The 22,111-nt window shown below is 60.2% G+C and carries 18 protein-coding genes; 6 read left to right on the forward strand and 12 right to left on the reverse strand.

Annotation, left to right across the window (positions count from 1 at the left end; genetic code table 11):
* Positions 1-33: 33 nt before the first annotated feature.
* The gene (locus BSU04_RS29825; RefSeq protein ID WP_089163912.1) at positions 34-1,017 is read right to left on the reverse strand and encodes a CobW family GTP-binding protein; all 984 of its coding nucleotides are present in this window, start codon (positions 1,015-1,017) and stop codon (positions 34-36) included.
* Complete coding sequence (locus BSU04_RS29830) at positions 1,014-2,633, reverse strand: amidohydrolase family protein (protein WP_089163913.1); 1,620 nt, start codon at positions 2,631-2,633, stop codon at positions 1,014-1,016. Before BSU04_RS29830 ends, BSU04_RS29825 begins: the two co-directional genes overlap by 4 nt.
* Before the next feature lie 333 nt (positions 2,634-2,966).
* Between BSU04_RS29830 and BSU04_RS29835 the strand changes: the two genes are divergently transcribed.
* The 3 genes from BSU04_RS29835 (at position 2,967) to BSU04_RS29845 (ending at position 7,442) form a co-directional block, all read left to right on the forward strand.
* A complete protein-coding gene (locus BSU04_RS29835) occupies positions 2,967-4,283 on the forward strand; it encodes an MFS transporter (protein WP_089163914.1) in 1,317 nt (438 codons plus the stop codon).
* 29 nt (positions 4,284-4,312) lie between these two features.
* A complete protein-coding gene (locus tag BSU04_RS29840) occupies positions 4,313-5,881 on the forward strand; it encodes a PucR family transcriptional regulator (protein ID WP_089163915.1) in 1,569 nt (522 codons plus the stop codon).
* A 166-nt stretch (positions 5,882-6,047) separates the two neighbouring features.
* Positions 6,048-7,442, forward strand: coding sequence for an aspartate aminotransferase family protein (locus BSU04_RS29845; protein WP_089163916.1), 1,395 nt, complete (start codon positions 6,048-6,050; stop codon positions 7,440-7,442).
* A gap of 91 nt (positions 7,443-7,533) precedes the next feature.
* Here BSU04_RS29845 and BSU04_RS29850 read toward each other — a convergent pair whose 3' ends face one another.
* The 3 genes from BSU04_RS29850 to BSU04_RS29860 form a co-directional block, all read right to left on the reverse strand.
* A complete protein-coding gene (locus BSU04_RS29850; RefSeq protein WP_089163917.1) occupies positions 7,534-8,028 on the reverse strand; it encodes an Lrp/AsnC family transcriptional regulator in 495 nt (164 codons plus the stop codon).
* 43 nt (positions 8,029-8,071) lie between these two features.
* Positions 8,072-8,797, reverse strand: coding sequence for a haloacid dehalogenase type II (locus tag BSU04_RS29855; RefSeq protein WP_089163918.1), 726 nt, complete (start codon positions 8,795-8,797; stop codon positions 8,072-8,074).
* Positions 8,798-8,915: 118 nt separating this feature from the next.
* On the reverse strand, positions 8,916-9,641 hold the full coding sequence (locus BSU04_RS29860) for a haloacid dehalogenase type II (RefSeq protein ID WP_089163919.1): 726 nt from the start codon (positions 9,639-9,641) through the stop codon (positions 8,916-8,918).
* 168 nt (positions 9,642-9,809) lie between these two features.
* Here BSU04_RS29860 and BSU04_RS29865 point away from each other — a divergent pair, with 168 nt between their 5' ends.
* Positions 9,810-10,838, forward strand: a complete 1,029-nt coding sequence (locus BSU04_RS29865) for a DMT family transporter (protein ID WP_144021389.1) — start codon at positions 9,810-9,812, stop codon at positions 10,836-10,838.
* A 140-nt stretch (positions 10,839-10,978) separates the two neighbouring features.
* Here the strand turns inward: BSU04_RS29865 and BSU04_RS29870 are convergent, their stop codons facing one another.
* From BSU04_RS29870 to BSU04_RS29890, 5 genes are all read right to left on the reverse strand, one after another.
* Positions 10,979-11,965 carry an NrtA/SsuA/CpmA family ABC transporter substrate-binding protein gene (locus BSU04_RS29870; RefSeq protein WP_089163921.1) on the reverse strand — a complete coding sequence of 329 codons (987 nt, stop codon included), beginning with the start codon at positions 11,963-11,965 and terminating at the stop codon, positions 10,979-10,981.
* A gap of 93 nt (positions 11,966-12,058) precedes the next feature.
* Entirely contained in the window at positions 12,059-12,769 is a 711-nt protein-coding gene (locus BSU04_RS29875; RefSeq protein ID WP_089163922.1) for an ABC transporter ATP-binding protein, read from the reverse strand.
* The gene (locus tag BSU04_RS29880; RefSeq protein ID WP_089163923.1) at positions 12,769-13,638 is read right to left on the reverse strand and encodes an ABC transporter permease subunit; all 870 of its coding nucleotides are present in this window, start codon (positions 13,636-13,638) and stop codon (positions 12,769-12,771) included. The genes BSU04_RS29875 and BSU04_RS29880 overlap by 1 nt, the downstream gene beginning before the upstream one ends.
* A 162-nt stretch (positions 13,639-13,800) precedes the next feature.
* On the reverse strand, positions 13,801-15,033 hold the full coding sequence (locus BSU04_RS29885) for a sensor histidine kinase (protein ID WP_089163924.1): 1,233 nt from the start codon (positions 15,031-15,033) through the stop codon (positions 13,801-13,803).
* 178 nt (positions 15,034-15,211) lie between these two features.
* On the reverse strand, positions 15,212-16,171 hold the full coding sequence (locus BSU04_RS29890; RefSeq protein WP_089163925.1) for a LysR family transcriptional regulator: 960 nt from the start codon (positions 16,169-16,171) through the stop codon (positions 15,212-15,214).
* Between the two features lie 99 nt (positions 16,172-16,270).
* Between BSU04_RS29890 and BSU04_RS29895 the strand changes: the two genes are divergently transcribed.
* On the forward strand, positions 16,271-17,203 hold the full coding sequence (locus BSU04_RS29895) for a dihydrodipicolinate synthase family protein (RefSeq protein WP_089163926.1): 933 nt from the start codon (positions 16,271-16,273) through the stop codon (positions 17,201-17,203).
* A 57-nt stretch (positions 17,204-17,260) separates the two neighbouring features.
* Positions 17,261-18,844: an aldehyde dehydrogenase (NADP(+)) gene (locus tag BSU04_RS29900; RefSeq protein WP_089163927.1), complete on the forward strand. Its 1,584-nt coding sequence runs from the start codon at positions 17,261-17,263 to the stop codon at positions 18,842-18,844.
* Between the two features lie 20 nt (positions 18,845-18,864).
* Here the strand turns inward: BSU04_RS29900 and BSU04_RS29905 are convergent, their stop codons facing one another.
* Together BSU04_RS29905 and BSU04_RS29910 are read right to left on the reverse strand one after the other, a co-directional pair.
* Positions 18,865-19,530: a TenA family transcriptional regulator gene (locus BSU04_RS29905; RefSeq protein ID WP_256983431.1), complete on the reverse strand. Its 666-nt coding sequence runs from the start codon at positions 19,528-19,530 to the stop codon at positions 18,865-18,867.
* Positions 19,531-19,604: 74 nt separating this feature from the next.
* Positions 19,605-22,064 carry a putative bifunctional diguanylate cyclase/phosphodiesterase gene (locus tag BSU04_RS29910; RefSeq protein WP_089163929.1) on the reverse strand — a complete coding sequence of 820 codons (2,460 nt, stop codon included), beginning with the start codon at positions 22,062-22,064 and terminating at the stop codon, positions 19,605-19,607.
* Positions 22,065-22,111 lie beyond the last annotated feature (47 nt).

Genomic DNA, 22,111 nt, shown 5'->3' on the forward strand with positions numbered 1-22,111 from the left:
TCGGGCAACGTGAACGGCGGTGACATCGGGCAGCTACCGCTGCAGCGCCGTCCACGTAACGCCCAACGCGCCCTCGACCTGTTGCAGTTCCACCATCGCGCAGTCGCGAACAATAAACACTGCGGCAAGGTCGTCGAATGCTGTCGTAGCAAGACGTCTGGGCGCAGCGAACGTTGTTCCTACGCTCTGAAGTAAAACCCGATCGGAGCCAGGAGGGCCGGCGACGATCGCCTTCATGCGAAGCAGCCGATCACCGGTCATGCCGGCTATATTTTCGAGCCAGTCAAGCACATCTTCCCAGTTTGGCCTTTGCGTAAACCGGGCGCGGAACACGCGCACGCGAGGATGGAGCAGGGTCTCGCTGACCTGCGTTGGCTCGCTGTGTACGATCTGTGGTGGCAGCGAAGTATCGACCTCTGCAAAGGCCTCACGCGCCCGGATTGACGCAGTTGATTCATCGACAATACGCGCCATCGGATTGATGCCGGCGACTACGCTGCGCGCCTGCGCGCGCCGGTCAGGACTGACAAGATCAATCTTGGTCAACACCACCGTCTGTGCGGCAGTCAGCTGCGCGCAGGCATCGTCGAAATCGCGGTCGAGCGGTGGACGGCTACAGTCATAAGTGGCCACAATATGCAGCCGAAAGCGCAACCTGGCGAGTTGTTCCAGCGAACGGATGACAGCCCCAGGCCGCGACAACCCGCTGCACTCCAGAACAATGCGCTCGAGTGGCTGTTGCCCCGCCTCCTCACGCAAAGCGACCAGCGCTTCGACTGTCGTAACAAGATCATTCGTCAACGAACAACACACGCAACCGTTACTGAGGGTTGCCATTGTCATGCCACGAGCCGATTCAGAAAGAACCGCCCCGTCAATGTTGATGGCGCCGACCTCGTTCACAATGACCGCTGTCGATGCACCGCCGCCCAAGTCAAGCAACGCTTCGAGCAACGACGTCTTGCCGCTACCCAGAATACCGGCGAGGATGACAAATTGCGTGGATGTCGCGTTCATGTCTTCGACCTGATGGTTGATCCGAAGGGCGTCTCGCCATCCGGCCACGTGGCCGACACCATCGCGCGCACGTCAGCCAGTAGCTCATCGACCGGAAACACAACCCCGCCCTTGATGGTCAGTTCAATCGAGCGCTTTTGTTCCAACGAACGCAACTCGTCGTTCAGCCGCAAGGCACCGGTTCCGTAAAGCAGCTTGAAATCGGTCAAAGGATTCTGGTCGTGCACGAGAATGTCCGCACAGCGACCGACTTCGAGCGCGCCAGTCTCGTCTTCTATGCCCAGCAGCTCGGCAGATTGAGCGGTCGCTGCGCGCAGCACCTCTAGCGGCGAGAATCCTGCCTCCTGAAACAGTTCGAGTTCCCGGACATAACCGAACCCGTAGATCTGGAACATGAACCCGGAGTCGCTGCCCGGGCATACGCGACCGCCCCTGTTCTTGTACTCGTTGAGGAACTGCATCAGGATGCGAAAACTCTCGCGCCACTCGACTTCGTTCGTGACCGACCAGCGATAAAAATACGCACCGTGGCCGCCGCGCTGCGGCTGGAAATACTTCCACGTGGTGTTGTCCGTGTACGCGTCGTGCCATTCAGCCCTGCGTGCACGCATGAGATCCCGGTTGCCGTCATACACGTTCATCGTAGGGACGAAAGTGTGGCCGACGGCGAGGAACGCATCCAGCACGTCATTCCACTTCTGACTGCCCGGTTTCGCCGCCTGGAGGAACGTCTGGCCGGCAGTGGAGAATCTCAGGTACTCGTCGTTATAGTTATAGTCGTCGCCAATCGTTTGCAGCGTTCTGCCCTCGAAGAGCGCCTCCGGTAAGCCATACGCGTGCTCGGTGCTTGTCAGCCCCCATTGCGCGGTCTTGAGCGCGTTCATACGGCCCACCGATAGCTGAGCATGATGGCAACACGTACGCAGCCCCAACAGCTTGCACTCGTCCAGAGCCGCTTGCATGATCGCCGGCGGTGCGCCGAAAAACTTCACCCCTTTTGCGCCTCTCTCACTGACTCTTCTCAGCCATTGCCGTCCTTCTTCGGGACTGTAGATCGTCTTGAGGTAGTCGTTGACGGCAGGAAAGTAGACATACGGGTACAGGTGCGGCGCCGCGATGCGGTTCGCGTCGGCCGCAGCCTTCTGCTCACAGGTCCATTCGAGTCCGTTCATGCAGCCCGCTTCACGCACCGACGTCACACCATGCGCAAGCCAAAGCTTGTACACATAGTCCGCCGGCATCATTTCGCCGTTTTCCGCATGAAACGGGGTGCCGATATGCGCGTGACAGTCGATGAATCCCGGCGTCACGAACTTGGCCGTGCAGTCGATCTCGTGGTCACCCGCGGCCGGCCTGCGTTGCTCGTTGATCGGAAGTCCGGGCACGCCTACCGCTGCAATTTCAGTGATCCGGTCGCCTTCGATGACGATATCGGCGGGTCCCCAAGGGGGCGCCCCGGTGCCGTCCATCACCGTTGCACCGCGCAGGACCAGCCGGCGAAACGGGCCGTCGCCACGGTCTCGCGACGAGGACGGACGCACCTGGCCAAGCCCCTTCCTTGCAAAGCCCGCGACCATTTCTTCGCCGACTTCAATGGTGATGTTTGGCGTTGTCATTGTTCCTCCCGGTTTCCGCTATCGGCGCAACGAGTTCAACCCTGATCGCGCGAGCGCTGATTTGTGAATGCTATGTCAGAAGACTTTCGGCCAGGGCACAGGGTAGAAATTCAAAAAAACAGGAGATACCTATCAAACATACGAAACAGTCAAAAAAGTTTCCTTTTTTCTGGCGCTTATCCTATTTTTTATACGAATCCAACGGTGTTCATTGCGTTGTTTTGAGGGTAGTTGTGCGAATTGTGGATGAGTCCAATGACCAACAGGGAGCGCGCGGACAACCCGTGCGTTCAACCTCATAGACGAAGTCACACGCATGCATCGGGAGTGGAGATGAACACGGTAGATCTGACGACAACCTACGACGAAGACCGGGTAATCCGGCGACGCGCCATTGTCGCGACCGTATTGGGTAATGGCTTCGAATGGTTCGACTTCATGGTGTACGGCTTTTTTGCCATCACGATCGCCAAGCTTTTTTTCCCGACCGGCAACGACCTGAGTTCGTTGATGCTGTCGGTGGCGACCTTCGGCGTCGGCTTTCTGGTCCGCCCATTCGGGGGCATCCTGATCGGCATTTACGCGGATCGAGCTGGCCGCAAGGCGGCTCTGTCACTGACCATTCTATTGATGTGCGCGGGCACCGCGCTGATCGGCCTCGCCCCAACTTACTCGCAGATCGGCGTCGCCGCGCCTTGCCTGATCGTGATTGCACGGCTGCTCCAGGGGTTTTCCGCCGGCGGGGAAATGGGCACGGCGACCGCGTTCCTGACCGAACATGCTCCGAAGGGAAAGAAAGCCTATTACTCCAGCTGGATCCAGACGAGCATTGGCTTCGCCGTGCTGCTCGGCGCATGTTTCGGCACGGGTATCACGCTCGGACTCTCGGCGCAGGATGTCGAAAGCTGGGGTTGGAGAATTCCGTTTCTGTCCGGTTTGCTGATCGGACCGATCGGTTTCTTCATCCGGCGCAACCTCGAGGAAACGCCCGTCTTTCTCAACGCCACTGACAAGTCCAAGACGCCGCTTGCCGACGTGCTGCGCGACTATCCACGGCAGACGTTCGCGAGCTTCGCGATGGTCGTGCTGTGGACCGTGTGTATCTACGTCATCCTCTTCTACATGCCGACGTTCTCGGTCAAGGTGCTCAAACTGCAGCAGTCAGCCTCCTTCATCGCGGCGATGGTGGGCGGCGTGGTGATTACGGTTTGTTCGCCGATCACCGGCTGGTGGTCCGACAAGATCGGCAGGAAATGGCTCCTGGCGTGTTCAGCGGCGGCCATGCTTCTACTCGCGTGGCCGATGTTCGCGATGATCGTGTCATCCCCGTCGCTCGCCACGTTATGCATCTTTCAGGCCGTATTCGGCGTGCTGATTGCGATCTACACCGGCCCGATTCTCGCCGCGCTCTCCGAAACGTTTCCGACGAAGGTATTGTCTACCGGCCTGTCGGTCGCGTACAACCTCGCTGTCATGACGTTTGGCGGTTTTGCTTCGCTGATTCTGACCTGGCTGATCAGCAAGACCGGCACGGCCATGGCGCCCGCGTTCTATGTGATGTTCGCGGCTGCTTTCAGCCTGTTCGGCGTGTTGTTCGGTTACCGGCAACCTGTCGCGAGCAGATCACCCGACTTGGCCATGCCCTGCTAGCGCTTCACGCTGCGTTTTTACGGAAAAAAATGAAACTGGATACCGCGATCAGGGAGACGATATTACGTGACGCCGAAGTGGTGGCGGGTTCGCAGACGCTGGACCGGGAGATCACGTGGGTTCACATGGTCGACCATCCCGACATTGCGCAATGGGTGAAGCCGGGTGAACTATTGCTGACGACCGGATACAACTGGCCAAGTGATGAGGTTTCCTCACGAAATCTGGTCAGAAACCTCAACAAGGTGGGGCTTGCGGGCGTGGTTCTCGCCGTGCCCCACTTTCGCGAACACTTCCCGCCTGAGGCGCTTGAAGAGGCCAACCGGGTTGGCCTGCCGCTTCTCGAACTGCCCTGGGATGTCCCCTTCAGCGAGGTCACTCACGAAATACTCGCGAAGATCATCAACTTCCAGGGCAACATCATCGAGCGGTCCGAAAAACTGCACCGGGCACTCACCAACGCGGCCGTCTCAGCGACAAGCCTGTCGGACATCGCAGCCGCGCTGACCAGCCTGCTGGGGCGCTTCGTGACATTCACCGATCCGGCTGGCGGCATCCTGGGTGGATCGGATTCGGTCGAAGCACTCACTGTGCTCGAACCTCAGTTCGTTGCTGCGGTGCAGGGTGGCTCGCTGCCTGCCGACTTCACGGTAATGCAACGGCCGTTCGTGGTGGTGTTCGCTACGGAGGCAGCGCTGCTGCATCGCATCGTCTTCCCCGTACGTCTGCACGATACCGTCGTCGCACTCATCTGGCTCGATCTTGCAGGCAACGAAACCCAGGAGCTCGATGCGCGTGCAATCGAACATGCAAGCATGGTCGCAGCGCTGCACATGATGCACCAGCGGCAACTTGCACAACAGGAAGACCGCCTTGGGTATGCGCTTGTTGCCGGCCTTCTGGACGGCGAATTTTCAGCGTCAGCCGGTGCCCTCGAACGCGCCCGGGTGTGTGGCTGGAGCGATTCAAAAGCTTATCGCGTGTGCCTGGTTCTGCTCGACGAGCCCATCCCTCTGACGACAGAAGGGCTTGAACGACGCGAGCGCTGGGTCGAGTCGCTCAAGCGCCAGTTGCGTGCAAGGAAGCTCCCCGAGCTCATCGCGATATGGCTGAACCAGATTAAATTTATTGTTCCGGAAGACGCATCGACTACGTCATTGTGGGAAGCGCTGTCAGATAAACGCTCGGCCATGGCGATCAGCCGGATTCACACTGGCGTGAAAGGTATGGCCGTTGGGGCGCAGGATGTAGACGCGCTCGTGCCGACATTGCGCCCCGGACGCCTGCATCAATTCGACGAAATTCTTTTCCCTCGCGCGTTGATGGGGGACCCGAATGCTCGCGATCTGCTCATCGAGCGACTGATCGGCCCGCTCTCGGAGAAACGGCGCGGAGAGTCGCTGCTGGAAACATTGTGCAACCTCGCGGACGAGGGTTTCCAGCTCGCCAACACGGCGAAGGCGCTCGGCATTCATATCAGCACGCTGCGTTATCGCGTTGAGCGCATCGAAAGCACGCTGAAGCTGTCGCTCGAAGATCCAAAGGTGCGGTTTCAGCTGCAAGTAGCGGTAGCGCTGTATCGACTTCGAGAAGACTAACTGGCTTTTTTCATACGCTCCGTAGGATGACCGCCGCCCTGTTTCACGTTTTAATCTGAGAAACCGGCTCAGCTGTTTGCCTCGCGATACGCGCGTCGCCCGTCAACATGAACGACAGGGAACGCGAGCCGGCACACTCAAGCACTTTCGAAACGAGGTCACCTCCATGTCGATCCAGTCACTCACCGAAGCCGACCGCAAGCATCTGATCCACCCGGTCGTCAGTTATCGCGCACATGAAGCACGCGGCGTCACCATTCTCGAGTCCGGCCGCGGCGCTTATCTGCGCGACGCAAACGGTAATGAACTGCTGGATGCCTTCGCCGGGTTGTGGTGCGTCAATGTCGGTTACGGGCAGGACAGCATCGTCAAAGTCGCGTCTGAGCAGATGGCCCGCCTGCCCTACGCCACCGGCTATTTTCATTTCGGCTCGGAGCCGGCAATCGAACTTGCGGAACAACTCGTCAGCCGGGCTCCCAAGTCCTTGCAACACGTCTATTTCACACTCGGCGGCTCCGATGCGGTGGACTCGGCAATCCGCTTCATCACGCACTTCTACAACGCGACGAATCGTCCGTCGAAAAAGCACGTCATTGCGCTCGAACGGGGTTATCACGGGTCATCGTCCGTCGGTGCCGGCCTGACCGCGATTGCGAGCTTCCATCGCAACTTCGACGTACCGCTGCCCACCCAGCACCATATCCCATCGCCCTATCCTTATCGCAGCGCGACACCTGACGATCCGCAGGCGATCATCGCGGCTTCAGTCGCCGCCCTCGAAGCCAAGGTTGCAAAACTCGGTGCCGAAAACGTCGCGGCATTCTTCTGCGAACCGGTGCAGGGTTCCGGTGGCGTCATCGTGCCGCCTGCAGGATGGCTCAAGGCAATGAGTGAAGCTTGCCGCAAGCTCGATATCCTGTTCGTGGCCGACGAAGTAATCACCGCGTTCGGGCGCACCGGCCCCCTCTTCGCGTGCGAGACTGAAGGCGTTGAACCGGACTTGATGACCGTCGCCAAAGGCTTGACCGCCGGCTACGCGCCCATGGGTGCCGTGCTGATCTCGGACGCGGTCTATCAGGGCATAGCGGACGGCGCGGATAAGTCGGTTGTGATCGGCCACGGCCAGACGTATTCCGCGCATCCGGTCAGTGCCGCGATCGGACTCGAAGTCATGCGCCTGTATCACGAGGGCGGTTTGCTGGCCAACGGCATCGTGCAAGCGCCGCACTTCGCAAATGGGCTTGACGCGTTGTTGACGCATCCGCTAGTGGGTGACGCGCGCCATATCGGATTGCTCGGCGCGCTCGAACTGGTGTCGGACAAAGATACCAGACAAGGATTCGATGCGTCGCTCAAGCTGCCTGAACGCATCTTCGAAACCGCGTACAAAAACAAGATCATATTCCGCGCGTTCGGCGACAACATCCTCGGTTTTGCGCCCGCACTCTGCTACACGCAGGACGACTTCGCGTTGATGTTCGAGCGTGTCAAGAAGACGCTCGACGATTTGCTCGAACATGCCGATGTGCGAGCGGCATTACGCAGCAAAGCCATCGCTTAATCGATATACCTGATTACTACGGCTTCCTTATGGACGCCAACCGGATGTCTTCACACCGGTGCGGCGCGATTGATTGCCGACGAGACGGACTTCATTGTTCGTCTGTCAGCAGTCTGTCCAACGGCGCGGCGTGCTTCACGAATGGCGACCTGATGACGATGTAGCTGAAGTACTTTTCGATGCCGATGTTGAGATCCAGCAGCTTTTCCACTACCTCCTGATAGTGGCCGATATTGCCGACGAGAAACTTCAGCAGATAGTCATAACCTCCGCTGACCAGATGACATTCGATGATCTCGTCGATCTCCCGGACATTCGCTTCAAACCGGATGAAGTCCTCGCGTCGATGGTCTTTCAGCATCACCTCGGTAAACACCGTTACCGTAGTCGTCAGCTTGGCAAGATTGAGATGTGCGCCGTAGCCTGCGATGATGCCCGACGATTCGAGCCGTTTGACACGCTGAAGGCATGGACTCGGCGACAGCCCGACTGCATTGGCCAGGTTTGCATTCGTTATATTGCCGTTCTTCTGCAGTTCCGCCAGGATCTTGATGTCGATCCGATCCAGTTTCTGTCGAGTGGTCATATGGTGCTCTCGCGTCCGGTGATTTTTCAGGCGGGTCTGTCTGTCACCCTCTGCTGAGCTCTTCGTGGTGCGCCTTCACCAGTTGCGCCATGCTCGTGAACTTGAACTCAACCGACGGCTCATTGACCGTGCGCATGGTGGCGCCAAAACCCCTTTGCTCGAATCGACGGTAGATCCAGCACGATTTTATGCCGAGCTCGGCCGCCGGTTCGTGATCGTGAAAAATGCTGTCCGCAATGTGCAGCGTCTCTTCCTTGCGCACGCCAAGGGAAGGAAGGATATCAAGCATGTAATCGAAATTTCGATGAGAGGGCTTATACGAACCGACATCTTCCGCTGTGATAACCGCGTCGAAGTCTACTTGCAGCATCGACCTGCTACTCGCGAAACTTTCATTGTCAACGTTGGACAGGATGATCAGCTTGAAGTACTTCTTGAGATATTGAAGCGTACTCGCGGAGTCGGGGAAAGCAGGCCACTGCCCCACTGACCGTCCGTATGCTTCAGCCTCGTCCCTCGTATAGGGAACGCCCCATTCCTCTGCGAGCCGTTTGAAGACGACCGCGAGCAACTCCCTGTATGGCATCTCGGGCGTATAGCGCTGCTGACCGGCCTCGTGACGCGCATGCGCTTCAAGCACATCGTCACGCGTCAACGGCTTCTCAAGGCGTTTGATCAGAGGCGTGAGACTCGTCGTTATACCGCGTTCCCAGTCGATCAACGTGCCGTAACAATCGAAGGTGAGCGCCCTGAAATCAGTGAGTCGCACTTGAACCTCCCAAGAAAATAAATCACATTGGACTGCGCGGCCCGCAATGTGCCGCGCAACGTCCTCTATCTCTTGCCGGGCGAGTTCGAATCGGCGCGGCGGCAGACCCTATCAGGCGTTACTTTTGCAGCAAGGCTTCCTGATGCGCTTTCACCAGGCCAGCCATATTGTTGAAGCGGAAGTCCACCTTGGGCTGCTGACCCGGATTCATTGTCGCACCGAAGCCTTCCTGATCGTGGCGGCGATAAATCCAGCACGATGCCAGGCCAAATTCGTTTGCGGGTTTGTGATCGTGAAACAGGCTCTCGGCGGTATGCAAGATTGCTTCCTTCTTGATCCCGCGCTCGCCAAGCTTGTCCAGCATGTATTCGAAATTACGCGGCGACGGCTTGTACGAACCGACGTCTTCGGCCGTGATGATCGCGTCGAACTCGACCTGCAGCTTCGCATTGCTGTAGGTGAAGCTTTCGTTATCGATGTTCGACAGGATAACCAGCTTATAATGCTTCTTGAGGTATTGCAGCGCGCTTACCGAATCTTCGAAAGCTGGCCAATTCTGCACTGACTTCCCATACGCTACGCAATCACCGAGCGTGAACGGCACCTGCCATTCTTCGGCCAGTCGTTTGTACACGATCGGCAGCAGTTCCTGATACCGCTTGGCAGGGGTGTATTTCTGCTGCGAGGATTCGTGGCGTGCATGAGCCTCAAGAACCTGATCGCGCGTCAGCGGCTGCTTGACGCGCTCAAGAAGAGGACGCAGACCTTGGAAGATCCCGGTCTCCCAGTCAATCAAGGTCCCATAGCAGTCAAACGTCAGCGTATCGAAGTCGGTGAGTTTCATAACAAGTTGCCCTCAGTTGTTCACAGGATGAACTCACAGTGTATTGACTCGTGGCAGCAGCCGTTACTGATGTCGAGATCGGCGTCGGCAGTTGATTTCGTGCGATAGCGGCCCGGCAGCAGATTCTGCTGCCACGTTTTCAACCTCGCGAATTGGAGCCGATGAACCTTGATTGACCTGTATTCCGTCACCGGACCCTCTGCTGCTCTCTACTATTTTACTGGCAAGATACCGCGCCGCGCCCCCTGCGCTACGCAGGATGACTCGCAAGAAGACATACCGCAGAGTCAAGCGTTTTGGGGGATCCTGTCGATGGCTTTATTCGGAGTCGCGCTCACGGTGCTGATGTGGAGCACGCTTGCATCATGCGTGGTCGTGCTCGGTCATCTACCGACCCTATTCGTCAACGGAATCGCCCTGACGGTGGGTGGTTTGCTCGGATTACCATGGGCGCGCGACTGGCGGATGCCTCCGCTACTCGCTGTCGTTGGGTCTGCCTGCATGTTTGCATACCATGTCGTCTATTTTTACGCGCTCCAACTTGGTGACCCGGTCGGAGTCAGCCTGATCCACTATCTGTGGCCGATTCTGATCGTCCTTCTTTCCCCAGTCTTCACGCGCGACGTCCGTGTCAGCTGCCGCCATCTCGTGCCGCCCGCCATAGGATTCGCGGGCGCAATCCTGGCCTGCTTCGCATCTTGGGGCACGGCATCCGGAAGCGGAGCAGGTTCGACGACGTTGGGGATAAGCCATGCCGGGATCGCGGCGACGTGCGTCGCTTACGCGCTGGCGCTGCTATCAGCATTTGCCTGGGCCGCCTATTCGCTGCTGGGCACCCGCTATCGGCAAGTCCCCAGTCACTCCGTTGGGCTTTTCTGTTTGAGCGCCGGCCTCGGGTGCCTTGCACTCTATTTTTCAAGGTCTTCGTGGCCGCATGTGACGATGACCGATGCCAGTGTTCTTATGTACATGGGGTTAGGACCGATGGGCGGCGCGTTTTACCTCTGGGATTTTGCAATGAAGCGCGGTGATCCGCGCAAGACAGCTGTCCTAAGCTATGCGATCCCGGTTCTGTCTACCCTCTTCCTGTCGGTTTATCTGCATGTCCCAATGAGCGCGATGCTGTGGGCCGGTGCCCTTCTGGTGACGGTGTCCGTGGCGATGGCATCACGCAGCCATACACGGCCTGGCGACTGACCCATCATTGGCAAAGCTCGTCGAACTCGCCCACGGGGCGAACGATCTCCGCAACCTATCCGGTCCTCGCCGACAGACCTCCGGACCCTTGCCGGCGGCAATAGCATGGACGCCCCGCTTCAACACGGTACGCCGTTTCATCAGACCTTCGCGAGATAGTCCGAGACATTGATCTTCTGCGGCAGGACACTGCGCGCCGCCAGCCAGTCCGCCGCTGTCTGCAGATCCTGCACGAAGGCTTTGTCGCCAACGCCGTGCATGTTGAACTTGCGCTTCATGCTGCTGAGCGTATTGCGGACTTCGTCGCTGTAATGACCCTGCTGCTGGGCGATGGTCTCGGCTTCGAGCGAGTTGTCCGATGCCCATTGCGCTTCCTGTGCGTATGCGGCGTTGACTGCCTTCACCAGATCGGCGTTGTCCTCGGCGAACTTGCGCGTGGTCACATAGGAATTGAAATCGATCTGGAAATCCAGGTCCCGCCCTTCGAGAAAGATGTTGTGGCCTTTGTAGTTCGCGCGCGCAATGTCCACGCCGGGACTCCACATCGACCATGCATCGATCTTGCCTTGCGAGAATGCGGGCGCCGCGTCGGGCGGATTCAGATAAACAATCTTCACCGCATCGCGTGGCACCTTGTGTTTTTCGAGCGCGGCCACAAGCAGGAATTCGCCGAGTCCTGAACGATTCACCGCTACCGTCTTGCCCACCAGATCTTCCACCCGGTCAATACCCGATCCATCCTTCGCGATGATCGCCGTGCTGCGCGGATCGACGACACAAAACTGCGTGAACACGAGTGGCGACCCCGCGATCATGGCAGCCAGCGCGGGTGTCGTGCTGCCGCCGAAGCTGAAGTCCGCGCTGCCGCCGGTGACCGCCGCGAGCGATGGCGCGTGATTGGGGAATGGTCCGATCCACTCCACTTTGACATTGTCTTTCGCGAGGGTTTTCTCGAATTCGCCACGGACTTTGGCGAGCATCGGCAAGCCGCCGAGTCCCCAGCCGAGGCGGACCGTGCCGGTTTTCCGGCTGCCGCAAGCGGTGAGGCCGGTGGCCAACGCCGATGCAGCCACGGTGGTTTGGAGGAAGCGGCGGCGCGACCAGATGGAGGAACTTGGATTTGACATGACGAATTGGAGTCGAACAGATGAACGGAATCCCGCCCGCCGTTGAAGGCCGGCGAGAGGCAAGACAAATTGAATGGGATGAGACGCTGGGGACTAGTGAGTGGCCGTGTCGGCGTCCACGCCGAGTTGCGCGAGCAGCGTCTCCCGCAGTGCGGGCCTGCCGGCCTCCGTCACCCGATACTCGGCGGCAATCGCACCGCCGCGCATGATCAGCGCACGATCCGCGAGGGCAATCGCTTCATCTACATCGTGCGTCACGAGCAAGACCCCCGGCTGATGGCGCTCGATCAAATGCTTCACCAGACGCTGCATCTTGATACGCGTCAGCGCGTCGAGCGCGGCAAACGGTTCATCGAGCAACAACAGTTGCGGCTCCTGCACAAGCGCACGCGCGAGCGCCACGCGCTGCGCCTGGCCACCGGATAAATTACGCGGCCAGTCTTCCAGGCGTTCGCCCAAACCGACCTCCGCCAGCGCCGCCTGCGCGGCAGCATGGCTTTTCGGACCCGGGGCAAGCCCAAGCGCGACGTTGCGAGAGAGCGTCTCCCACGGCAACAAACGCGGCTCCTGGAACACGATAGCTGGCAAACGCGGCCCGTCGATCGAACCACCGTCTATAGGATCAAGCCCCGACAATGCCCGCAGCAAGGTGGTCTTGCCGCAGCCGCTTTCGCCCAGCAACGCGACGAATTCGCCCCGCTCGATCCGCAGGTTCAAACTATCGATAACGATTCGCTCTCCGTACGAACGCCGCAGATGACGAACGACAACCGCCGGACCCGAAGGCTTCAAGGCTGCATTCATCAGCGGGACACCTTCGCAAAATTCACATGCCACGAGAGCAAGCGGCGCTCGAGGAAACGCGCCAGCTGATCCGCCAGCACACCGATCGCGGCATAGATCACGATGGTCATCACGATCACATCGGTACGCAGGAATTCGCGCGCGTCCATCGCGAGAAAGCCGATGCCCGTACTGGTCGCAATGGTCTCCGCCACCACCAGTGCGAGCCACGCCGTGGCAAGCGCATAACGCACGCCGGCACGCACCGACGGCAACGCGCCGGGCAATACGATCCGCCGGATCAGCGTCCAGTTCGACAGCCCGAGCACGCGACCGAGTTCGATCAGTTTGGGATCCACCTGACGAATCCCGAGAACGGTATTGATGTAGATCGGAAACATGACGCCGAGCGATACCAGAAAGATCTTGCCTGCCTCGCCCACGCCGAACCACACGATCACCAATGGCAGCACCGCAAGAAACGGGATGGCGCGCAGCATCTGGATGTTGCGATCGAGAAATGCCTCAGCCACTTTGGAAAAGCCCACAGCCGTACCGAGCACGAAACCGATCGAGCCGCCAATCACGAAACCGGTTGCGGCGCGCAGCAGACTCACCGCCATGTCGCCAATCAGACGCCCTTCTTTCACAAGCTCGAAGGCGGTGAGAGCGACCTTCGACGGCGCGGGCAATACGTTCGGCGACAACGCGCCGAGACGCGCGAACAACTCCCACACGATCAACAGCAGAATCGGCATGCTCCACGATACATAGCGCAGCCACGGAGAAACCGGACTCGCATGATTGGGTTTCTGCGCGGCGGCGGGACGTGCGTCGGGGTCAAGCTGCGAATGGAGAACGGATGCCCTGCGGGCGAATACGTCTGCCATCGGTTGAAGACTCCTTTTGTCCGGGTGGCTCGCCGCCCCAATGCGGCAGCGAGCATCAGCAAATGCTAGCCACCCGATGTTAAACAAAAGGAAAAATACTGGAACCACATAAAACTTCTATGCTTAGCAGCGACGCCGGGAAACATCCGGTACGCGCCAGCCTCAATCCGCCGAAGCCGCACCTTCGATTTCAAGCACCAGCGGAAAAAGCACTTCAAACACGGTGCCGCGGCCCTTGTACGATTCAAAGCGGATCACGCCCTGCAGTTCGCGGGCGAGTTCCTTCACAATTGCCAGTCCCAGTCCGGTGCCGGGAATCTCGTCCGAAGCCGCGCGTTCGAACTCCTCGAACACCCGTTCGCGATCCTCCTCGCTGATTCCCATGCCCGTGTCCGACACACGCAGCGTCCAGTGTTTCGCGGCCGACGCGACGATCGCCAGTTCCACTTCGCCCGACGTGGTGTATTTGATTGCGTTGGACAACAGGTTCAGTGCAATCTGCTTCATCTTCAGCCGGTTGGACGTGATCATGCTCAATGCCGGATCAACGCGCCCCTTGAGCGTCAGCCCCTTCGCCTTGGCCGACGAATGGCAAAGCTGCATGAGTTCGTCAAAAAGGTCGGTCAGGTCAAAACGCTCCACCGTCAGGATGGAATCATCGCCGAGCACTTTCGAGTATTCACCCATTTCGTCGACGAGCGCGGCCATGTCGGTGACTTGCCGTTTCGCGAGCGCAATCGCCCGGTCGTTTTTCGCCTGCGAGCGGCCGATCAATTGCAGCGCCGTGGCGAATACGTTCAGGAAGTTGCGTAGATCGTGAGTGACACGCCGGGCGACCTGCATGCGCGTTTCGTACAGTTCGCTGATCAACCGTTCCCGGAAAGTCAGTTCCTGATTCGCGCGCTCCAGCATGCCGGTGTATTCGTCGAGTTTCCGGTCGCGTTCGCTGACCGCCTCGCGAACGGAGGTGAGCGTAACGAAACTCAGCGTCTGATCGGTGATCAGACGCGCACGCTCCTCACGCTTGCGATCGAACGAAGGATTGTGCTGCGCGTAATCGCCAATGGCCGCGAGCAGGACCTGGCGGAACAAGTCCAGTTCTCGAACCAGTTCATCAATCCGATAACCCTGCTGCCAGCGCCATTTTCCGTGCTCGCGCGCGTCGTGTTCGATCGCGTGCTCCTGCGAATCCATATCCTGCGATTCGAGTACCAGACAGATTTCGTCGAAAATGCGCGGGACATGGTCGGCAAGCTGCCGGTAGGTGAGATCGTCGGAATGCTCTACCTCGGCGTCGCCAAAGACGAGTTGAATCCAGCGGTCGGTGAGCTGCGTCTGCTGTCCACGCAAGGCGGTGACGAGGCCATTCAAGGCGCCGGTGGTAATTTGGCTCATGCCCGAGATCCGTAAGCGGTAGCGCGCCGGGTCGGCGCCTGGAGTAGTGCTTATGCCGGTCTGCAGGGGATAGCGCGCGCCGGAACGCTCGGTCCGGGCATTGGACGCGAGTAGCTAAAGTATAAGACGACTGAATGGCGGGAGTGCGCCGATCGCTTTCGCCAACCTCCGGCCGACCTCAGCCCCGGCTTGCTGCAGTGAGCGACATCGACGTACTTGCGTCCATCAACCGCTGAACAAACTGCCGCGCCGACGGCGACAAAACCCCCACTTTGCGCGTCACGATTCCGAACGTCTGCGACTTCGACTTGAATCCGATCGGCAGCGTGCGCAGCATACGGTGCTTGCAAAACAGCGTCGCAACGCCCGCGGGCAGCACCGACACCAGGTCGGCGCTACATTGCAGCAGCGCGACCGTTACGAACGTCGACGCCGTCGAGATCGCACTTACCGGCACCTGCGCCCCCGCCAGATCCATCTCACGCTGCAACAGCGCCTGCATTGGCATGGCGCTCGGGTATGTAACCCACCGATGCCCGCCCAGATCGGCGAACGTCAGTTCGCGGGCCGCGAACGGCGAATGATCGTAGCCCACCACCACGGACAAGGGCTCGTCCCCCAGCGGCTGATAGAGATATCTCGACGGTTCATCGCTGACGATCGAGCGGCCCACAACCAGATCCAACCGCCCTTCGTCGAGCAGCGCCAGCATCCGTGCGCTCGTGTCCTCCACGATTTCTATCGACAAACCCGGATTGCTCACCTGCAACTCGTTCAGGATCGGCACGACCAGATCCGGCACCGATCCCATGATTGCCCCCACCGCGAGTCGGCCGCCCGTGCCAGAGCGGATATCGGCGACTTCCTGGCACAGCGAGGTCAGGTCCGCCGCCAGCAGCCGCGCGTAGCGGATGACGCAAAAGCCGAACTGGTTCGGCACCAGCCCTTTCTTCGCACGCTCGAAGAGGGGCGCTTCCAGCATCGACTCCAGTTCGGCAAGCGCCTTGCTCGCAGCCGATTGCGTCATCGACATCGCGCTCGAGGCTTTATGCAGCGACTTGTGGTCATCGAGCGCAATCAGCAACTGCAGCTGCTTCATGCGCAAGCGGCCCATTAATACGTCCAGCGTGGATTTCATGGGTGAGTCGCAAAAGCGATCACGAGATGGAAAGGTTTCACTATACAGCGCCTTCGGCCAGCACCTATAGTGTTTTCAAATACACAATGGAGACTTCCAATGCCCAATCAGACTAACCGCGCGACCTACCGCGGCGTGTTTCCGGTCGCCCCGACCGTCTTCGACGCCTCCGGACGCCTCGACCTGGATGGCCAGCGGCGCGCGATCGACTTCATGATCGACGCCGGATCGCACGGCGTGTGCATCCTCGCCAACTTTTCCGAACAATTCGCGCTCACCGACGACGAACGCGCCTCGGTGCAGAAGGCCGTGCTGGAACACGTGGCCGGCCGCGTGCCGGTGATCGTGACCACCACGCACTTCAGCAGCGATATCTGCGCGGCCCGCAGCCGCGCCGCGCAGGATGCAGGCGCCGCGATGGTCATGGTCATGCCGCCGTATCACGGCGCGACCATCCGCGTGGGCGAACGCGGGATCTATGAGTTCTTCAATCGCGTGTCAGACGCCATCGACATCCCGATCATGATCCAGGACGCGCCGGTCGCCGGTACGCCGCTCTCCGCACCGTTTCTGGCGAAGCTCGCGAAGGAAGTTGCGAACGTGTCGTACTTCAAGATCGAAACGGCGCAGGCGGCGTCGAAGCTGCGCGAACTGATCGAGCTGGGCGGCGATGCAATTATTGGCCCGTGGGACGGCGAAGAAGCCATCACGCTGATTCCGGATTTCGATGCCGGCGCGACCGGCGCGATGACCGGTGGCGGTTATCCGGACGGGATTCGCAAGATTGTCGACGCCTACACATCCGGCGACACGGAAGGCGCCGCCGAGCTTTATGAGCAATGGCTGCCGCTCATCAACTACGAGAACCGCCAATGCGGTCTCGCCGCCTGCAAAGCGCTCATGATGGAAGGCGGCGTGATCCGCTCCGACACCACGCGTCACCCGTTCGCCGCGATGCATCCGTCGACCCGCGCCGGCCTGATGAAAGTCGCACGCCGCCTCGATCCGCTCGTGCTGAGCTGGGGCAAGTAAGGCTGGCACGCCACGCAATCCGCACACTTTGATTACACCAACAGGATTCGAACCATCATGGAAATTTCCGGCGATCTTCTGATCGGCAAACAGACCCTTCGCGGCACGAACGGCTCAATCAAGGGTATCAATGCTGCCACGGGCGAGCCGCTCGAGCCCGCCTTCGGCGGCGCTTCGCTCGACCAGCTTGAGCAAGCCTGCGCGCTCGCCTGGCAAGCGTCCGACATCTATCGCGAACTCCCGCTCGACACTCGCGCCAAGTTCCTGGAAACGATCGCACAGAACATCCTCGATCTCGGCGATCCTTTGATCGACCGCTGCGTGGCTGAAAGCGGCCTGCCGCGCGGCCGCATTGAAGGCGAACGCGGCCGGACCGTGGGCCAGTTGCGCATGTTCGCGGCCGTCGTGCGCGAAGGCGACTTCCTGGGCGTGCGTATCGATCCTGCGCAGCCGCAGCGCCAGCCGCTGCCGCGAGTCGACCTGCGGCTGCGTTATGTGCCGCTCGGACCCGTCACCGTGTTCGGCGCGAGCAACTTCCCGCTGGCGTTCTCGGTAGCGGGCGGTGACACCGCCTCCGCACTGGCCGCCGGTTGCCCGGTGATCGCGAAGGCCCACTCGGCGCATCCGGGAACATCGGCGCTAGTCGGACGCGCCGTGCAAAAAGCGGTCGCGGACTGCGGTTTGCCGGAAGGCACGTTCTCCCTGCTCTTCGATAGCGGCCGTGACATCGGCCAGGGTCTCGTCTCGGACCGGCGCATCAAGGCGGTGGGATTCACCGGTTCGCGCGGCGGCGGCACGGCGTTGATGAAGCTCGCGGCAGCACGTCGCGAACCGATCCCGGTCTACGCCGAGATGAGCAGCATCAACCCGGTTTTGTTGTTCCCGCACGCGCTTAAAAATCGTGGCGCGGCGATCGGCAAAGCCTTCGCCGGATCACTTGCGCTGGGCGCCGGCCAGTTCTGCACGAATCCCGGCCTGGTGCTTGCCATCGACGGTCCTGAGCTCGATGCGTTCATCGAAGCAACGGCTGCCGCCCTGAGCGAAACGCCCGCCGCCACGATGCTGACGCCGGGTATTCATAAGGCTTACGAATCGGCTGTGAACAAGACAGCGGAGCACGGCGAGGTCAAGACGCTCGCGCGAGGCTGTGCGGCCAAAGGCGCGACGCAGGGGCAAGCAGCGTTGTTTTCGACCACCGCTGCAGCGTTCCGCGCCAATCCGGAATTGCACGAGGAGATTTTCGGCGCGGCTTCGCTGATCGTGCGATGCCCGGATCTGGCCACGATGCTTGAGCTGGTGGAGCAATTGGAAGGTCAGTTGACCGCGGCCCTGCACATAGATGAAGCGGATTACGTCGATGCCCGCCGTTTCCTGCCGGCGCTGGAACGTCGCACCGGCCGTATTCTCGTTAATGGTTTCGGCACAGGCGTGGAAGTTGGGCATGCCATGGTCCACGGCGGCCCCTTTCCCTCCACCGCCGATGGCCGATCAACGTCAGTGGGCAGTCTCGCCATCGACCGCTTCCTACGTCCGGTGAGCTACCAGGACATGCCAGAAGGCTTGCTGCCGGACGCGCTGAAAACCGCCAATCCGCTCGGACTGAACCGGCGGCTGGACGGCAAACTGCAGTTATCGAAGTAGGGATGTAAAGCCGCAGGCAATCACACTTCGAGGCAGCAGTTCAAGCTGACCTCGAAGTATTCATAGCTGCGCTGGATGCTTCGTTTGACATCGCGGACGTCGGCCGCGCGCGGCGCGCGGCCCAGCAAGGTGGCGACTATATCGAGTGCTTCCCATGGATGCGCGTCGTCGTAATGGGCATGCATCCTGAGCCAGCGCATGGTCGTCTTGCGGATCGACTCAGGGTAGCTGTGTGCGAGCGTGTCGCGGCTGCAGAGCAATGTAGACCATTCTCCGGTCACGCCTTCAACGGCGAAATTAGTCGCCGCTATAGACGCATGCAGCGGGTCCGAATTGCTGCTTTTCCAACACCAGTGGCTCAGCGCAAACGCAAGCGCGGGCGCTTCGCCGGCTTGCAGATCCGAGCGCGAAACATCGTGGGCCGCGGCCCAGTCGACCCAATAATCAGCGTGATTCTGCTCGATGCGGATATTGCGCGTGAGATACCGCCGCGCCATGCGCGAGCCCGGCGTTTCTTCGGGTCCGATCTTCTGCAGGTTCATGCCCATGTACTGCGGAAACTGATTGATCACCGGCCAGCCGTTGATCAGGAAGGCACGCATTTCGCGCGGGCCGAGCTCGCCGTCGCGCAATGACCGAAAAAGAGGATGAGACGTCACACGGCTTTTCGCCGCACCGGTTTCCAACAAAACTTCCTGCAACCAAAGTGGGTAGCTTGCTGCGTTCTTGAGGTCGCCTTCTCTTGTAAACCTACCCCCCATCACGCCTCCTTAGCTAATGTCAGGACGGCCGGCTCTGTCCAAAGCGTTGGCCGCCCTATGTAATACCCTTGCGCATAATCCACCCCAAGCGCATGCAGCGCCCGCAGGATCCCTTCGCTTTCCACATATTCCGCGATGGTCCGGCATTTCATCGAATGGCCCATCTCGTTGATGGCCGCAACCATCTCGCGGCTCACGGGATCGAGCACCATGTCGGTTACGAAACTGCCATCGATCTTCAAATACTCTACCGGCAGATGCTTAAGGTAACCGAAGGACGACATGCCGGCGCCGAAGTCGTCGAGCGCGAAATGACAGCCGAGCGCATTCAACTCGTGCATGAACCGCGCCGCCGACGCCAGATTGGCAATCGCGGTCGTTTCAGTAATTTCGAAGCAGATCATGCCAGGGGAGACGCCCGTGCGCTGGAATTGCTCACGCACGAAACCGAGGAAACGTTCGTCGCCCACCGAGGCGCCCGACAGGTTGATCGCATATTCCTTGAAACGCTTATGACGGGTACGTGAAAGCATATCGAAGGCATTGCGGATCACCCAACGGTCGATAGCCGTCATCAGCCCATACCGTTCGGCGGCGGGAATGAACAGGGTCGGCGCAATCACGCCGTTGGTCACGGCCGGGTCGAGCATGCGCAGCAGCAATTCAGCGCGCTGCCCTTCCGAAGAGGCGGGCAAGCCATCGCCCACGGCCACGATGGGTTGTATGTAGAGGCAGAAGTGATCGTGTTCGAGCGCCTGCTTGAGACGCCGTCCCCACGATACTTCGCTCGCGTGGCGCGCCAGTTCGCGGTCGCCCAGGTCGGCCAGTTGCACCCGGTCGCGGCCGCGTTCCTTCGCCATGTAGCAAGCGATATCGGCGAGTCGCATGGCCTCTTCCACGCTCATTTCCGTGTTGCGCAAGTCGACCACGCCGACGCTCACACTGGTCGTGAACGGTTGCGCCTCCCAGTTGAAGACAAAGTCATTCAGGCACGCGCGCAGGCGTTCCGCGACCGCCTGGATGCCCGGGGTGTCGTAACCCTGCAGCAGCACGCCGAACTCGTCGCCACCCAGCCGCGCGAGCGTGTCGTCCGGTTGCAGGCTGGCTTCGAAGCGCAACGCGACTTCACGCAGCATGGCGTCGCCGGCCGCGTGGCCGCAGGTGTCATTGACCACCTTGAAGCGGTCGAGATCGAGAAACAGGAGCGCCGATGCCGCCGGCAGCCACGACGCCACCTCGCTCCAGCGGGTACCCAGCGCGTGCTGCAGGCGCCGCTCGAATTCGGCGCGGTTCACGAGCGCCGTGAGCCCGTCGTGTGTGGCTTGCCAGGCAAGACTTTCGATATATTCGTACTCGCGGGTCATGTTGCGCAGGATCAGCACGAAGCCGGATTCCGCATCGGCCGCGGTGGGACTCGCGCCGGCAGCGCTGATCCGCGACGTCACCGCCTGCACGCGGATTTCGGCGCCGTCACGGCGCTGCAGCAGCATTTCGGCGGCTTCGCCGTCCGGGCGCGTGCCCGCACGGGCGTCCTCGATCGGGTCGAGCGGCTGGCGGCTATCGGCGTGCAGCAACCTGAAGGTCTGGACCAGCGGTCGTCCGAGACAGTCGTCCGCCAGACGTCCGGCGATCCGCTCGGCTGCCGGATTGATGAATTCGATATGCCCCGACGGCCCCGTCGCGATCACGGCCTCGCCGATCGAACCGAGCGTCGCCTTGGCACGCGCCTCGCTCTGCTTGAGCGCGGCCTCAATGCGCCCGCGCTGCCTGATCAGCCGCCTAACATGCACCGTTGAGAGGCATACGAGCAACAGCGCGGCGACCAGGTCGACGGTCAGCAGCAGCGACGCCGTCTTGCGGAAGGCGGTGCTCAATACCTGTGAGAAACCCCATGACAGCGGCGCAATGGTCGCATTGATGGTCGATATCTGCGATTTGTAGGCACTCACGAGGGTCATGGGCAAGCCACCGGCCGCGACCCGCGCATGCAACTCGTTGCCGACCCGCTCAAGCTTCGCCACTTCGGCGTCGCCGCGCGACCAGTAACCGACCGCCTCGCTGAAATAACTGACGTGGCGGAACATCTTGAAGGTCCAGATGACATCGCTGACGTCGTCTGGATGCACGCCGCTCGCGATCAGCGCCCGGCGTGCGGTGGTTGGATCGGGCTTGCTCTGGTCGAGCGCCAGACGGGCCGTGCGCAGGTTGCGCGGGCCTTCCATGGCGCTCAGATATTGCTTGTAGGTACTGTCGGAGCCGGTTTCGGCGTACAGGTTGAGATAGAACGCCGCGTCTTTCTGGCCTTTCGACCAGATACTTTCCCCGCCGATGTATGCCCGTACCGACGACATGATGTCGATACTGAAAATGGCGAGCGAAACGAGGACAAGAATGACGACGAGAAACGGCCAGGTGATCCGTATGAGCTGCGCATTCTCTCCCTTAGACGGCATGTCCATCGGTATGTCCCTTCTCCAGACTCGATGCCGGGGTAACCTGCCGAGGT

It is taken from the genome of Caballeronia sordidicola, from assembly GCF_002220365.1.
Taxonomy (GTDB): domain Bacteria; phylum Pseudomonadota; class Gammaproteobacteria; order Burkholderiales; family Burkholderiaceae; genus Caballeronia; species Caballeronia sordidicola_C.